Source organism: Amycolatopsis sp. NPDC051758 (genome assembly GCF_044453095.1).
In the GTDB taxonomy this organism is placed as follows: Bacteria; Actinomycetota; Actinomycetes; order Mycobacteriales; family Pseudonocardiaceae; genus Amycolatopsis.
The window spans coordinates 204,597-217,905 of the sequence record NZ_JBITCJ010000003.1 but is presented as its reverse complement, the minus strand read 5'-3'; the positions used below and the strand labels follow the sequence as shown (position 1 = coordinate 217,905).

The window sequence follows — 13,309 nt, the reverse complement described above, 5'->3', positions numbered from 1 at the left end:
CGTCAGAGGTCCAGGTCCACCACGATCGGCGCGTGGTCCGAGGGGCCCTTGCCCTTCCGCGCCTCACGGTCCACATAGGAATCCGTCACGGCGTCCGTGAACGCCGCGTTCCCGTACACCAGGTCGATCCGCATGCCCTTGTTGTTCGGGAAGTTCCCCGCCCGGTAGTCCCAGTAGGTGAACGGGTGGTCGTACTTCAGCGGCCGCGGGAAGACGTCCGACAGGCCCAGCTTCCGCAGCCGTGCCAGTGCCTCGCGTTCCGGCGGGGTCACGTGCGTCGACTCCGCGAACAGCGTGATGTCCCAGACGTCGTCGTCGGTCGGGGCGACGTTGAAGTCACCCAGCACCGCGAACGGCCCGCCCGAAGAAAGCTCCGACGAAACCAGCGACCCCAGGGCTTCCAGCCACTCGAGCTTGTACGCGTAGTGCGGGTTGTCCGGCTCGCGCCCGTTGGGCACGTACACCGACCACACCCGGACACCGCCGCAGGTCGCGCCGATCGCCCGGGCTTCGGCGGCGCCGTCGAACTCCGGCTCGTCCGGCAGTCCGCGCACGACGTCGGAGAGCCCCACGCGAGACACGATCCCGACGCCGTTCCAGCGCCCGAGGCCGTACGCGGCCACCTCGTAGCCGAGCGCCTCGACCTCGGCGACCGGGAACTTCTCCGTCGTGTTCTTCAGCTCCTGCAGGCACAGCACGTCCGGCGCGGTCTTCTCCAGGAACTCCAGCACGCGCGGCAGGCGGGGGACGATGGAGTTCACGTTCCAGGTGGCGATCCGCATGCCCGCGAGTTTCCCACACCCCACCGACAAGAAAGGGGCGGCACAGAGTGCGCCGCCCCTTTCGGGAGAACCCGTCAGACGCCCGCGGTCGTCCGGATCCAGGACCGGCTCGACGCCACGCTCGCGTAGTTGTTCGTGCCGCGTGTGTTCGTCCCGCTCTGGTTCTGGACCGTCGACGCGACGCCGACCTGCACGCCGCTCGCGACCTGGGGGCCGCCCGAGTCGCCCTTCCACGCCGAGCCGTCGACGCCGCGGCTCTGGATCGCGCGGCCGCCGTAGGCGTCCGTGGACCGGCCGGTGACCTGGACGTTCGCCGTCTTCAGGGCCGACGCCGGCGGGCCGGTCGGGGTGGTGCGGCCCCAGCCGTAGATCTGGTTGGTGCTGCCGGTCGACGGGTCGGCGCTGCCCAGGCCGATCGGCGCCGCACTGGTGGCCGAGGCCAGGTGCAGCAGCGCGATGTCGCCGTTCGGGGACTCGTACTTCCCGTCGACGGCGATCTCGGTGCCGGAGAACAGCGTGTTGCTGCCGACCTTGACGTGCATGCCCGAGCCGTCCTGGTCGAGGCAGTGCACCGCGGTCAGCACCCAGCGCGCGGCGATCACCGAACCCGAGCAGTTGAAGCCCTGGAAGTCACGGCCGGGCGTGTTGACGTAGACCTGGGCGCCCCAGGAGACGGCCGGGGCGGTGGAGCCGCCGACGATGTTCGGCTGGACGCCGGCGGAGGCGGCCGCGCCACCGGCGAGGGTCAGCGCGACGGCGGCCGCCGAGGCGGCGCCGAGGATACGAAGAGAGCTCACGGTGGTGATCCTTTCGGACGGGGGCCGGATCGGCCGGTCGGAAAGTAACCACCGCGTCACCCAGGGGGACACCGACGAAGGTCGCAACCGGACGAACACCCTACTTCCGGCGGGCAGCACGGGGGGCCGCGAGAACTGTCGGTGCCGAGCCATAGGCTGGGGAGCGTGGCTGACCCGACCACCTACCGTCCCTCGCCGGGGAGCATCCCGGACGCCCCTGGCGTGTACAAGTTCCGCGACGCGACCAAGCGGGTCATCTACGTCGGCAAGGCGAAAAGCCTGCGCAGCAGACTGAACTCCTACTTCGCCGACCTCGCGGGCCTGCACCCCCGCACGCGGCAGATGGTGACGACGGCCGCGAGCGTCGAGTGGACCGTCGTCAGCACCGAGGTCGAGGCGCTCCAGCTCGAGTACAACTGGATCAAGGAGTTCGACCCCCGGTTCAACGTCCGGTACCGCGACGACAAGAGCTACCCCGTCCTGGCGGTGACGCTGAGCGAGGAGTTCCCGCGCCTGCACGTCTACCGCGGCGCGCGCAAGAAGGGCGTCCGGTACTTCGGGCCGTACGCGCACGCGTGGGCCATCCGCGAGACGCTCGACCTGCTGCTGCGCGTGTTCCCGGCGCGCACCTGCTCGGCCGGGGTGTTCCGGCGGCACGGCCAGATCGGGCGGCCCTGCCTGCTCGGCTACATCGACAAGTGCTCGGCGCCGTGCGTGGGCCGCGTCTCGGCCGACGAACACCGCGACATCGTCGAGGACTTCTGCGACTTCCTGGCCGGCAAGACCGACGCGATGATCCGGCGCCTCGAGAACGAGATGGCCGCGGCGTCGGACGAGCTGGAGTTCGAGCGCGCGGCCCGGCTGCGTGACGACCTCGGCGCGCTGCGGCGGGCGATGGAGAAGCAGGCCGTGGTGTTCGGCGACGGCACCGACGCCGACGTCGTGGCCTTCGCGCACGACGACCTCGAAGCCGCCGTCCAGGTCTTCCACGTGCGCGGCGGCCGGGTCCGCGGCCAGCGCGGCTGGGTGATCGACAAGGCCGAGGAGATGGACGTCCCGGCGCTCGTCGACCACTTCATCACCCAGTTCTACGGTGAGCAGGCCGAGCTGGACGCCCGCGACGACGTCGACGCCGGGCCCGTGGTGCCGCGCGAGGTGCTGGTGCCGGAGCTGCCGGCGGACGCGCCCGCGCTCGCGGAGTGGCTGACCGGGCTGCGCGGCTCACGGGTGCAGGTGCGGGTGCCGCAGCGCGGTGACAAGAAGGCCCTCGCCGAGACCGTGGAGCGCAACGCGGGGGAGGCGTTCACCCAGCACAAGCTGCGGCGCGCGGGCGACCTCACGGCGCGCTCGGCAGCGCTCACCGAGCTGCAGGAGTTCCTCGCCCTCGACACCGCGCCGCTGCGCATCGAGTGCATCGACATCAGCCACATCCAGGGCAGCGACGTCGTGGCGTCGCTGGTCGTCTTCGAGGACGGGCTCGCCCGCAAGTCCGAGTACCGGCGGTTCGCGCTGCGCGAGGCGGCCGAAGAGGGCGACGTCGCGTCGATCGCCGAGGTCGTGCGCCGGCGCTTCTACCGCTACCTGAAGGAAACCGCGGAAGAGGCGGACTCGTCGAAGCCGGGTCTCGACCCGGAGACCGGGCGGCCGAAGAAGTTCGCCTACCCGCCGAACCTGCTGGTCGTCGACGGCGCGGGCCCGCAGGCCACCGCGGCCGCCGACGTGCTGGCCGAGCTCGGCATCACCGACATCGCCGTGGTGGGGCTGGCCAAGCGGCTCGAAGAGGTGTGGCTGCCCGCCGACCCCGACCCGGTGATCCTGCCGCGGACGTCGGAGGGGCTGTTCCTGCTGCAGCGCCTGCGTGACGAGGCCCACCGCTTCGCCATCGCCTACCACCGCGAGAAGCGCTCCAAGCGGCTGCAGACGTCCGAATTGGACAGTGTGCCCGGGCTGGGGCAGGCTCGGCGCACCGCGCTGATCAAGCACTTCGGCTCGGTGAAGAAGCTCAAGCAGGCCCGGATCGAAGAGATCGAGGCGGTGCCCGGCTTCGGCAGGCGCACCGCGGAGGCCGTGGTCGCCGCGCTGGCCGGGGAGTCCGGCGCGGACCCGGGCACGAGGACAGGGGAGTAGGAAAGACAGTGAGTGCGCAAGAAGAGATCCGCGGCTCCGGCATGGAGGTCGCGGTGGTGTCCGGGCTGTCCGGGGCGGGCCGCAGCACCGCGGCCAAGTGCCTGGAGGACCTGGGCTGGTTCGTCGTCGACAACCTGCCCCCGGAGCTGATCGCCACCATGGTCGAGCTGGGCGCGCAGGCGCGCGGCGCGATCACGAAGGTGGCGGTCGTGATGGACGTGCGCTCGCGCGCGTTCACCGACGACCTCGCCTCGGTGATCAAGGACCTGGACGCGCGGGGTTACAAGCCGCGCGTGCTGTTCCTGGAGGCGACCGACGCCGTGCTGGTGCGGCGCTTCGAGGCCGTCCGGCGCGGTCACCCCATGCAGGGGGACGGCCGGCTCGCCGACGGCATCACGGCGGAGCGGACGCTGCTGGAGCCGCTGCGTGAAGAGGCCGACCTGGTGCTCGACACGTCGTCGCTGTCGGTGCACGACCTGCGCGCCAAGATCGAGGACGCGTTCGGCTCGGAGGCGAGCACCCAGACCCGGGTCACCGTGCTGTCGTTCGGCTACAAGTACGGCCTGCCGATGGACGCCGACCTGGTGATGGACGTCCGGTTCCTGCCGAACCCGTTCTGGATCCCGGAGCTGCGCGAACACACGGGCCTCGACGGCGAGGTCCGCAACTACGTCCTCTCGCAGGAAGGCGCGGAGGAGTTCCTCGACCGCTACCACCAGCTGCTGCGGCTGATCGGCGCCGGGTACAAGCGCGAGGGCAAGCGGTACCTGACGCTCGCCGTCGGCTGCACCGGCGGCAAGCACCGCAGCGTGGCGCTGTCCGTGGAGCTCGCCCAGCGTCTGTCCAAAGAGGACGGTATGGCCGTGAAGGTGGTGCACCGCGACCTTGGTCGTGAATAACGTGCGCGCGGTCGCCCTCGGGGGCGGCCACGGTCTGCACGCCACGTTGTCCGCGGTGCGGCGGGTGACCCCCGACGTCACCGCGATCGTCACCGTGGCCGACGACGGCGGGTCGTCCGGCCGGCTGCGGCGCGAGCTCGGGCTGCTGCCGCCGGGCGACCTCCGGCAGGCGTTCGCCGCCTTCGCCGCGGAAGACGGCGGCACGCTGTGGGCCGAGGTCTTCCAGCACCGCTTCGGCGGTGACGGCGCACTGGCCGGGCACGCGGTGGGGAACCTGCTGCTGGCCGGGCTGTTCGAGGTGCTCGGCGACCCGGTGGCGGCGCTCGACGAAGCGTGCCGCTTGATGGGCGTCTCGGGCCGCGTGCTGCCGATGTCACCGGAGCCGCTGGAGATCGAAGGCCAGGTCAGCGGCCTCGACAGCGAAAACCCGGATGCGCTGCGCACGATCCGCGGGCAGGTTGCGGTGGCGTCGACACCGGGTCAGGTGCAGCGCGTCAGCCTGCGTGCGCCGGGCGGTTCGGGACGGCCGCCGCTGGCGTGTGCGGAAGCGGTGGAGGCGGTGCTCGGCGCCGACGTCGTTTTCCTCGGTCCGGGCTCGTGGTTCACGAGCGTTTTACCTCATCTGCTCGTGCCCGGTCTGCACGACGCGCTCGTGAAGACCACCGCGACGAAGGTGCTCGTGCTCAACCTTGTCCCCCAGCCGGGGGAAACCGCGGGATTCTCGCCGGAGCGGCACCTGGACGTACTCTTCGAGCACGCGCCCGATCTGCGGGTCGACGCGGTGATCGCGGACCGCGATTCCGTGCCCGACCCGGCGAATCTCCGGCGCGCGGCGGAACGGCTCGGCGGGCGCGCGCACCTGGGGGCGGTGGGCGACCCGGAAGTGGCGGGACGGCATGATCCTGATGCGCTCGCGCGATGCATGCGGGAGGCTCTCGGTCTCGGCAGGGGCGGGGAGCACGGGGGAGGAGCGAAAGGCAGGGAGGGGCAGTAATGGCGATGACCGCCGCGGTGAAGGACGAACTGAGCCGGCTGGAGATCACGAAGATCGGGCCGCGCCGGGCGGAGGTCGCGTCGCTGCTTCGCTTCGCCGGCGGGCTGCACATCGTGGCCGGCCGGGTGGTCGTGGAGGCGGAGCTGGACACGGGTTCGGTTGCCCGGCGGCTGCGCAAGGAGATCCACGAGCTGTACGGCCACCATTCGGACGTCCACGTCATCACCGCCAGCGGCGGGCTGCGCAAGGGCACGCGGTACGTGGTGCGCGTGGTGAAGGACGGTGAGGGCCTGGCCCGGCAGACCGGGCTGATCGACCAGCGCGGCCGGCCGGTGCGCGGGCTGCCCGCGGCCGTGGTGTCCGGCGGTGTGGCCGACGCGGAAGCGGCGTGGCGGGGCGCGTTCCTCGCGCACGGTTCCCTGACGGAACCGGGCCGTTCGTCGTCGCTCGAAGTGACGTGCCCCGGACCGGAGGCGGCGCTGGCGCTCGTCGGTGCGGCCCGCCGGATGGGCATCCAGGCGAAGTCCCGCGAGGTCCGCGGCGCCGACCGCGTGGTGGTCCGCGACGGTGACGCGATCGGCGCGCTGCTGACCCGCCTGGGCGCGCACACGAGCGTGCTGCAGTGGGAGGAACGCCGCATGCGCCGCGAGGTCCGCGCGACGGCGAACCGCCTGGCGAACTTCGACGACGCGAACCTGCGCCGCTCGGCCCGCGCGGCCGTGGCGGCGGCGGCCCGCGTGGAGCGCGCCCTGGAGATCCTCGGCGACACGGCCCCGGACCACCTGCTGGCGGCGGGCAAGCTCCGGCTGTCCAACCGGCAGGCGTCCCTGGAGGAGCTGGGTCAGCTGTCGGACCCGCAGATGACGAAGGACGCGGTGGCCGGCCGCATCCGGCGGCTGCTGGCGATGGCGGACAAGCGGGCGAAGGACCTGAGCATCCCGGACACCGAGTCCGCGGTCACGCCGGAGATGCTCGAAGAAGAAGACGCCTGACGGCACGGGCCGCGGAGCGCGGTCAGCTGTCGTCGGCGGAGTGGCGCGCGTTCCAGGCCAGCCGCATCGACTCGTGCCGGCTCCTGGCCCGCGCGGTGCGGCGGGCCTGCCAGGCCGAGGGGGCCAGGCGCCGGGTCACCAGCAGCTCGGCGGGCGTGTATTCGTTGCCGCTGCCGGTGACCTCGAGCCCGGCCGCGGTGAGGATCTTCTGCATCGCTTCGCTCATCGCCGTACCGACCTGGGACAGCAGCCGCGAGAACTCCGGGGTTTCGGCGCCTTCGCGGTGCGGGTCGTCGCCCCAGGCCTCCTGCGCCCCGTCCACGAGCAGGGCGTGCGGCCGCCACTCGACCAGCACCCCGTGCAGGTCCGGCAGATCGACCGACACGAGGGCGCCGGCCGCGCCGACCGGGCGCTCGCGCGGGACGACGGGCAACCCGGCGGCCGCCAGCTCCTCCTGGACGATCCGCGTGAGGACGTCGAGCTCCTGCCGCCGGTCCGGTCCGTGCTCGGCGGGTTCTTCCGTCATACCGCCCCTTCCCCTGGTGGCGGCGGAATCGTACCCGGGTGCCGGGACCCTCACCGCCACCAGGCGCGCCGCCGCCGGTCAGCCGGTTTGCGCCGGGGCGGTTAACGGGATCGGTGCCGCCGGGCCGATCTCGTAACACCGCGGTAGCACCGGGGAGCGGCCACCGAAACGCGGCGCGTCGAACCTCGGGATGGATACGCCGAACGAGGGAAGGGGTACCCATGCGCACGAGCACGAACGGCGCGCGGCTGCAGGTTTCGCCGGAGGTCGGCACCTGGCTCGCCCGGCGCAGCAGCAAAGCGGGGGACTGGACGGCGGAAGACCTGGTCGCGGCCAAGCGCGGCACGACGGTCTCGGTCGTGATCCCCGCGCGCAACGAAGAAGCCACCGTCGGCGCGATCGTGACCGCGATCCGCGAGGAGCTCCAGGAGCACCACCGGCTGGTCGACGAGATCCTCGTCGTCGACAGCCACTCGACCGACACCACCGCCGAGGTGGCCGCCGCGGCCGGGGCGCGGGTCGTCGCGCAGGACGCCGTCTTCCCCGCCCTCGAAGGACTGCAGGGCAAGGGGGAAGCCCTCTGGAAGGGGGTTGCGGCCACCACCGGCGACCTCGTCGTCTTCGTCGACGGCGACCTCTACGACTTCACCACCAGCTACGTCACCGGGCTGCTCGGCCCGCTGCTCACCGACCCGTCCGTGGCCTACGTCAAGGGCTTCTACCACCGCCCGCTCAACGGCGCGGCCGGCAGCGAGCCCGAGGGCGGCGGCCGGGTGACCGAGCTCGTCGCACGGCCGCTGCTCAACATGTTCTGGCCCGAGCTGGCCGGGTTCGTGCAACCCCTCGCGGGCGAGTACGCGGGACGGCGCGAGGTGCTGGAGAGCATCCCGTTCGTCGTCAACTACGGCGTCGAGATCGGGCACCTCATCGACCTGGTCGAGCTGGGCGGCCTCGACGCGCTGGCCCAGGTCGACCTCGGCCACCGCGTCCACCGGCACCAGAGCACGCAGGCGCTGGGCCGGATGTCCGGGCAGATCATGCAGACGCTGTTCGACCGCCTGGAACGCTACGACCGGCTGGTCACGGCCATCCCGCCGGCCACGATCCTGGCGCAGTTCCAGCGCGGCGCGTCTGCCGACGGTGTCGAGCGGGAACTGGTGCTGACCGACTTGACGTCGCAGCAGCGCCCGCCGCTGGCGAGCCTGCCGGTGACGCTGCGGCCGGAGAACGAGCGGACCCTGCAGGACACCGCGTAAGTCACTCGACGAGCGCGCGGGCTGCGACCGGCTGCCACCCCGGCGGCCCGAGCACGTAGCCCGCGCGCTCGCGCCACGTCCGCGCCTCGCGGAGGTCGCGCAGGATCGAGCCGTACTCGTGAAAGCCGACCTTCAGCAGGTTGTACGTCCCGATGTTCTTCGTCAGCCCGTAGGTCGGTCGCTTGCCCTCGGGCACAAAACTGCGGAACAGCCGGTCCCAAATGATCAAGATGCCGCCGTAGTTCGCGTCGAGATATTCGGCGTCGCTGCCGTGGTGGACGCGGTGGTGCGACGGGGTGTTGAAGACGTACTCGAACCAGCGCGGCAGCTTGCCGACCTTCTCGGTGTGCACGAAGAACTGGTAGACGAGATCGATCGACAGGCCGGTCAGGATCATCCACGGCGGGATCCCGCACAGCGCCAGCACCGACCAGAACGGCAGCTGGAAGTACGGCGTCCACTTCTGCCGCAGCGCCGTCGAGAAGTTGTAGTGCTCGCTCGAGTGGTGCACCTGGTGCCCGGCCCACAGCAGCCGCACGCGGTGGCTGGCCCGGTGGTAGGCGTAGAAGACCAGCTCCTGGCCGAGCAGCATGAGCACCCACGTCCACCAGTCGTGCGGGTCGAGCTTGACCGGCGCCAGCTCGAAGAGCGCGGCGAAGACGAAGAGCATCACCAGCCGGAACAGCGCGTTGACGCCGACGGCGACGGTGCCCATCAGCATGCTCGTGCGGGTGTCGGCGGGGCTGTAGCCGATGACGTTGTCGTCGTGGCCGAGCACGTGCACCGCGACGATCTCGATCGTCACGAACAGCAGGAACACCGGGGTTGCGAACAGCACGGGGTCGCGCAGGTGCGCCAGGAACTCGGCCACGTCGCCTCCTCTATCTGACCTGACGGTAACTTACCCTAGGGTCACTTTACGCACGGTAGGCTCTCGATCGTGACGGAGTCAAGGGCGGTCGGGACCAAGGGCATGCCGCGCGAAGAGCGCGAAGCCCAGCTCGTCGTGGCCGGCACCGAGGAGTTCGGCCGGGCGGGTTACGCGGGCGCGTCGATGGTCGAGATCGCGCGCCGGGTCGGGGTCACGAAGCCGTTGCTGTACCAGTACTTCGGCTCGAAGGACGGGCTCTACCTGGCTTGTCTGCACCGCGCGGGCGACCGCCTCACCGAGGGCGTCGCGACGACCATGGCCGCGGGCGGCGAGCCTGAGCAGATGCCGCTGAAGGTGCTCTCGGCGATCTTCACGACGTTCGACCACGACCGGTATGCGTGGCGCCTTTTGCGTGACGAGACGGTACCGGGCAGCGGCGACATCGCGGCCGCGGCGGCGGACTACCGGCGCCGCCTGGACGCGTTCGCCCTGCTGGGCGCGACGCAGCTGATGACCGCGCGCGGCCTGGCCGACCCGGTGGACATCGAAGCGATCGCCCAGGTCTGGACCGGCGTCGTCGACTCGCTGATCAGCTGGTGGATCGACCGCCCGGACGAGGACGCGGTGGCGATGACCGCCCGGTGCGCGCGGATCATGGAGCGCCTGTTCGGCTGGTGAGCCAGCCGCACGAAAGTGTCCACAGTGGACATGAACACCGGTTCACGGCCCGTTCGGCCGCCGACGACCACGGACAGTTCCGAAATCCACCGGATTCGTCCCGCTAATGGCGTAGCGAAACCGGGCCCCGCTGCGACTAAGAGGGGAAGCCGTCCCGTCGAGAGGTGTCCCATGCCCCCATCCGCCGATCCCGTCGACCAGCGCCTCGCCGCGCGGTTCACCGAGGACCTGCTCGACGGCTGCCGGGTCCTGGCCAGGGACTACGGCTACCGGCCGGCCCAGTTCGAGCGCATGGTGCGTGAGCACGGCGGGGTCGAGGCGGCCCGGCTGCTGCTGCGCGGGGCGGGCACCGCGGGCGGGTTCACCGTCCTCTGGGAGAAGAACCAGCTCGGCCTCAGCTCCGAGGCGACGATGCTCCGGCCGGCGTACGCGAGCCTCTTCACCCCCGACGAAGTCCTGCTGGCCCGGCGGCGTCTCGAGGAGCACGGCTTCGACGTCGACGCCCACCTCCGCAAGGTGGCCGGCGAGGCGGACCAGGTCGTTTAGAAAGAGTGCGGCAGGGGTGACCGGCGCCGCTCCGGTCACCCCTGCCGCGGCTTCTAGGCCGCCGCGCTGGACTTGCCGCGCAGCTTCACCGTGGCCGTCGACGCGCCCTTGATCGCGGTTTCGATCTGGGCCATCGTCGACGACGAGCTCAGGCCGGGGACCGTCGAGGTGTTCAGCGCGTAGAGCGTGAACGAATACGGGTGGCTGGACCCGCCCGGACAGGGGCCGAAGTACTTCTGCGCGTTCGCGCCACTGCCCATGGCCTTCTGCTTCGCGCCACCCTGGTTCGGCACGGTGTACCCCGCGCCGAGCCCCTCCGGCAGCGCGCGAGCCGCCGCCGGGACGTCCCAGATGGCCCAGTGCAGCTTGTTGCCGTCGTTCGCGGTGTCGGCGAACACGACGGCGTAGCCCTTCGCCCCGTCCGCGGGTCCCCACGCGAGCGGCGGTGACGGGTCCTGGCCCGCCGTGCCGTCGCCGGCGCAGGTGTACTTGTCCGGAATGGTGGCATTGTCGGCAAAGGCGGAGCTCGTCAGCTTGAAGTCACCCGGCGTGGCACCACCGGGGAACTTCAGCCGCACGATCACGTTGTCCAGCGTCGACGGTGTGCCGCCGTTCTTGTCGTTGTTCGTCGACGTCAGCCACAGCCCGCCGTCCGGCGTCTTCGTCACCGAGCGCAGGCGGCCCCACCGGCCGGAGAACAGCGTCGACACGGTGCCGACCCCGGTGCCCGCCGCGTTGATCTGCGTGGCGAACATCTGCTCCCCGGTGACACCGGCGATGTAGATCCAGTCGTTGACGATCTCCAGCCCGGACGGCCCGGCCTGCGACGTCGACCACGTCTTCTTCGGCGCGATGAAGCCGCTGCAGCTGCCCTGCGTGCCTTCGCAGCTCGGCCAGCCGAAGTTGCCGCCCTTCTGGATCAGGTTGAGCTCGTCCTGGCTGCTCTCGCCGAACTCCGCCGCCCACAGCTGCCCGCGGGAGTCCCAGGCCAGGCCCTGCGGGTTGCGGTGGCCGTAGCTGTAGACGTACCGCGCGTTGCCGCCGGTGGCGTAGAACGGGTTGTCGCTCGGTGCCGAGCCGTCGGCGTTGAGCCGCAGGATCTTCCCGTTGAGCGAGCTCTTGTTCTGCGCGTTGTCACTGTTCTTCGCGTCGCCGACGGTGGCGTACAGCTTGCCGTCCGGGCCGAACTTGATCCGCCCGCCGTTGTGGTAGCGGTTCTTCGCGATCCCGGTCAGCACCGGCGTCGACGTCGACGACAGCGTGGTGCCGTCGTAGGTCATCTTCACGATCCGGTTGTCCCCGGAAGCGGTGTGGTAGAGGTAAACCGCGTGGTCGGACGACCAGTTCGGCGAGATCGCCAGGCCCAGCAGGCCGCCTTCGCCGTTCGTGCCGACCGCGCCCGGCACCTTGCCCAGCGTCGTCTTCTGGCCGGACGGCGTCACCAGCAGGATCTCGAACCGGTCCCGCTCGGTCACCAGCGCGTTGCCGTTCGGCAGGAAGTCCACCGACCAGCCGAGGTCGACCTTCGTGATGTCCTTGTCGTACTCGGGGATCCCGCCGTTGCCGGTCGCCGCGGTCTTCGCCGTGACGGCGTTGCTGGCGGCCGAGCTGTTGCCGTCGGGGTCACGCGCCTTGACGGTGAACGTGTACGAGGTGTTCGGGCTGAGGTTCGTGACCGTCGTCCCGAGCGACGTCGTGGTCGCCACCTTCGTGGCGCCCTGGAAGACGTCGTAGCCCGCGATCGTGCCGCCGTCGTCGGTGGAGGCGTTCCACACGAGGGAAACGCTGTTCGCGGTCACGCCGGTGGAGCGCAGGTTGCCCGGCACGCTGGGCGGGGTGGTGTCGTCGCTGGGCGGGGTGGTGAAGGTGACCACGTTGCTCTGCTGCGACGGGTTGCCCGCGGCGTCGAACGCACCGACCGAGATGTCGTAGGCGGTGTTCGGGGTCAGGTTGTCGACGGTCGCCGTGGTGGTGTTCCCGTCGACGGTCTTGAGGATGTTGCCACCGCGGTTGACCTCGTAGCGGACGACGCCGACATTGTCCGTCGCGGCGGTCCAGGTGAAGGTCGCGGCGGTGGGGAGGATGTTGCTCGCTTTGAGGTTCGACGGCGGCGACGGCGGTTCGGGGTCCACCGGCGCGGTGAAGGTGTCGGTGAGCTTGTCCGCGTTCGGGCCGCCGTTGGCGGTGGTCGCGGTGGTGCGGATCTTGTTCACGCCGGCGGTCAGCTGCACCGTCGTGGTGACGGTTTTCCACGTCGTCCACGCGCCGGTGCCGGGGAAGTCGACGGTGCCCTTGTCGCCGCCGTCGACGATCAGCTTCACCGGCCGGTTGTCGGCGGTTCCGTTGGCGTAGCGGAAGGTCAGCGTGTGAGTGCCCGCCTGCGCGGCGTTCACGGAGTATTCGACGTAGCTGCCGACGACGTTGTCGAAGTTGACGAACCCGGTGCCGGAGTAGCCGGCGTGGTTCGATTCGACGACGCCCTGGGAGATCACGGCGCTTTCGGACTCGTAATCGGTTGCCGCGGCAGCGAAAGCGCTTACCGGGGAGAGCGCGGTCAGGCCGAGCGCCGCGACGGCGGTACCGGCCAGGACCACGCGCCACGGTGGACGGGGTGCCACTGGGAGCCTCCTGCGTGGGTCGGGGGACAGGGGGTGACCGGGGCGGAATGGTCGGCGGACCACCGGCGGCAATAGTTAGGAAACTTTCCTATCTATGGGACAGATCACACACCCTCCGAGCGGGTCGTGTCAATACCGGACACGACCACTCACCCATCGTGAAAATCCTTTCCCGCTCAGCGGGGCGGATGCGCCCGGACGGCGCAATGCGGACCCGGTTTCC

The 13,309-nt window shown here is 70.8% G+C and carries 12 protein-coding genes; 7 read left to right on the top strand and 5 right to left on the bottom strand.

Annotated elements, in window-relative coordinates; genetic code table 11:
- Positions 1-2: 2 nt before the first annotated feature.
- Both ACIA5G_RS16365 and ACIA5G_RS16360 read right to left on the bottom strand, forming a co-directional pair.
- Positions 3-782: an exodeoxyribonuclease III gene (locus ACIA5G_RS16365; protein ID WP_395923752.1), complete on the bottom strand. Its 780-nt coding sequence runs from the start codon at positions 780-782 to the stop codon at positions 3-5.
- A gap of 74 nt (positions 783-856) precedes the next feature.
- On the bottom strand, positions 857-1,579 hold the full coding sequence (locus tag ACIA5G_RS16360; protein WP_395923750.1) for a S1 family peptidase: 723 nt from the start codon (positions 1,577-1,579) through the stop codon (positions 857-859).
- A 165-nt stretch (positions 1,580-1,744) separates the two neighbouring features.
- Here ACIA5G_RS16360 and uvrC point away from each other — a divergent pair, with 165 nt between their 5' ends.
- From uvrC to whiA, 4 genes are read left to right on the top strand one after another with little or no spacing between them, the layout of a single operon-like run.
- The gene (gene uvrC / locus ACIA5G_RS16355) at positions 1,745-3,706 is read left to right on the top strand and encodes an excinuclease ABC subunit UvrC (RefSeq protein WP_395923748.1); all 1,962 of its coding nucleotides are present in this window, start codon (positions 1,745-1,747) and stop codon (positions 3,704-3,706) included.
- A gap of 41 nt (positions 3,707-3,747) precedes the next feature.
- Positions 3,748-4,605, top strand: coding sequence for an RNase adapter RapZ (gene rapZ / locus ACIA5G_RS16350; RefSeq protein ID WP_003101350.1), 858 nt, complete (start codon positions 3,748-3,750; stop codon positions 4,603-4,605).
- A gap of 1 nt (position 4,606) precedes the next feature.
- Positions 4,607-5,599 (top strand): uridine diphosphate-N-acetylglucosamine-binding protein YvcK, encoded by a 993-nt coding sequence (gene yvcK, locus ACIA5G_RS16345; protein ID WP_395923746.1) that lies wholly within the window; start codon positions 4,607-4,609, stop codon positions 5,597-5,599.
- Positions 5,599-6,591: a DNA-binding protein WhiA gene (gene whiA / locus ACIA5G_RS16340; RefSeq protein WP_395923744.1), complete on the top strand. Its 993-nt coding sequence runs from the start codon at positions 5,599-5,601 to the stop codon at positions 6,589-6,591. The genes yvcK and whiA overlap by 1 nt, the downstream gene beginning before the upstream one ends.
- A 22-nt stretch (positions 6,592-6,613) precedes the next feature.
- Here whiA and ACIA5G_RS16335 read toward each other — a convergent pair whose 3' ends face one another.
- Complete coding sequence (locus ACIA5G_RS16335; RefSeq protein ID WP_395923742.1) at positions 6,614-7,117, bottom strand: hypothetical protein; 504 nt, start codon at positions 7,115-7,117, stop codon at positions 6,614-6,616.
- Between the two features lie 221 nt (positions 7,118-7,338).
- Here ACIA5G_RS16335 and ACIA5G_RS16330 point away from each other — a divergent pair, with 221 nt between their 5' ends.
- A complete protein-coding gene (locus ACIA5G_RS16330) occupies positions 7,339-8,373 on the top strand; it encodes a glucosyl-3-phosphoglycerate synthase (protein ID WP_395923740.1) in 1,035 nt (344 codons plus the stop codon).
- Position 8,374: 1 nt separating this feature from the next.
- Here ACIA5G_RS16330 and ACIA5G_RS16325 read toward each other — a convergent pair whose 3' ends face one another.
- Positions 8,375-9,244 carry a sterol desaturase family protein gene (locus ACIA5G_RS16325; RefSeq protein WP_395923738.1) on the bottom strand — a complete coding sequence of 290 codons (870 nt, stop codon included), beginning with the start codon at positions 9,242-9,244 and terminating at the stop codon, positions 8,375-8,377.
- A gap of 69 nt (positions 9,245-9,313) precedes the next feature.
- Between ACIA5G_RS16325 and ACIA5G_RS16320 the strand changes: the two genes are divergently transcribed.
- Positions 9,314-9,922, top strand: a complete 609-nt coding sequence (locus ACIA5G_RS16320) for a TetR/AcrR family transcriptional regulator (protein ID WP_395923736.1) — start codon at positions 9,314-9,316, stop codon at positions 9,920-9,922.
- A gap of 171 nt (positions 9,923-10,093) precedes the next feature.
- Positions 10,094-10,468, top strand: a complete 375-nt coding sequence (locus tag ACIA5G_RS16315) for a hypothetical protein (RefSeq protein WP_395923734.1) — start codon at positions 10,094-10,096, stop codon at positions 10,466-10,468.
- Positions 10,469-10,521: 53 nt separating this feature from the next.
- Here the strand turns inward: ACIA5G_RS16315 and ACIA5G_RS16310 are convergent, their stop codons facing one another.
- Positions 10,522-13,086: a PQQ-dependent sugar dehydrogenase gene (locus tag ACIA5G_RS16310; protein ID WP_395923732.1), complete on the bottom strand. Its 2,565-nt coding sequence runs from the start codon at positions 13,084-13,086 to the stop codon at positions 10,522-10,524.
- Positions 13,087-13,309: the final 223 nt, after the last annotated feature.

What these genes read in the sequence shown, in the direction of transcription:
- ACIA5G_RS16365 (WP_395923752.1), bottom strand. Translation starts at nt 782, where the DNA reads ATGCGGATCGCCACCTGGAACGTGAACTCCATCGTCCCCCGCCTGCCG.
- rapZ (WP_003101350.1), top strand. Translation starts at nt 3,748, where the DNA reads ATGGAGGTCGCGGTGGTGTCCGGGCTGTCCGGGGCGGGCCGCAGCACC.
- whiA (WP_395923744.1), top strand. Translation starts at nt 5,599, where the DNA reads ATGGCGATGACCGCCGCGGTGAAGGACGAACTGAGCCGGCTGGAGATC.
- ACIA5G_RS16335 (WP_395923742.1), bottom strand. Translation starts at nt 7,117, where the DNA reads ATGACGGAAGAACCCGCCGAGCACGGACCGGACCGGCGGCAGGAGCTC.
- ACIA5G_RS16330 (WP_395923740.1), top strand. Translation starts at nt 7,339, where the DNA reads ATGCGCACGAGCACGAACGGCGCGCGGCTGCAGGTTTCGCCGGAGGTC.
- ACIA5G_RS16315 (WP_395923734.1), top strand. Translation starts at nt 10,094, where the DNA reads ATGCCCCCATCCGCCGATCCCGTCGACCAGCGCCTCGCCGCGCGGTTC.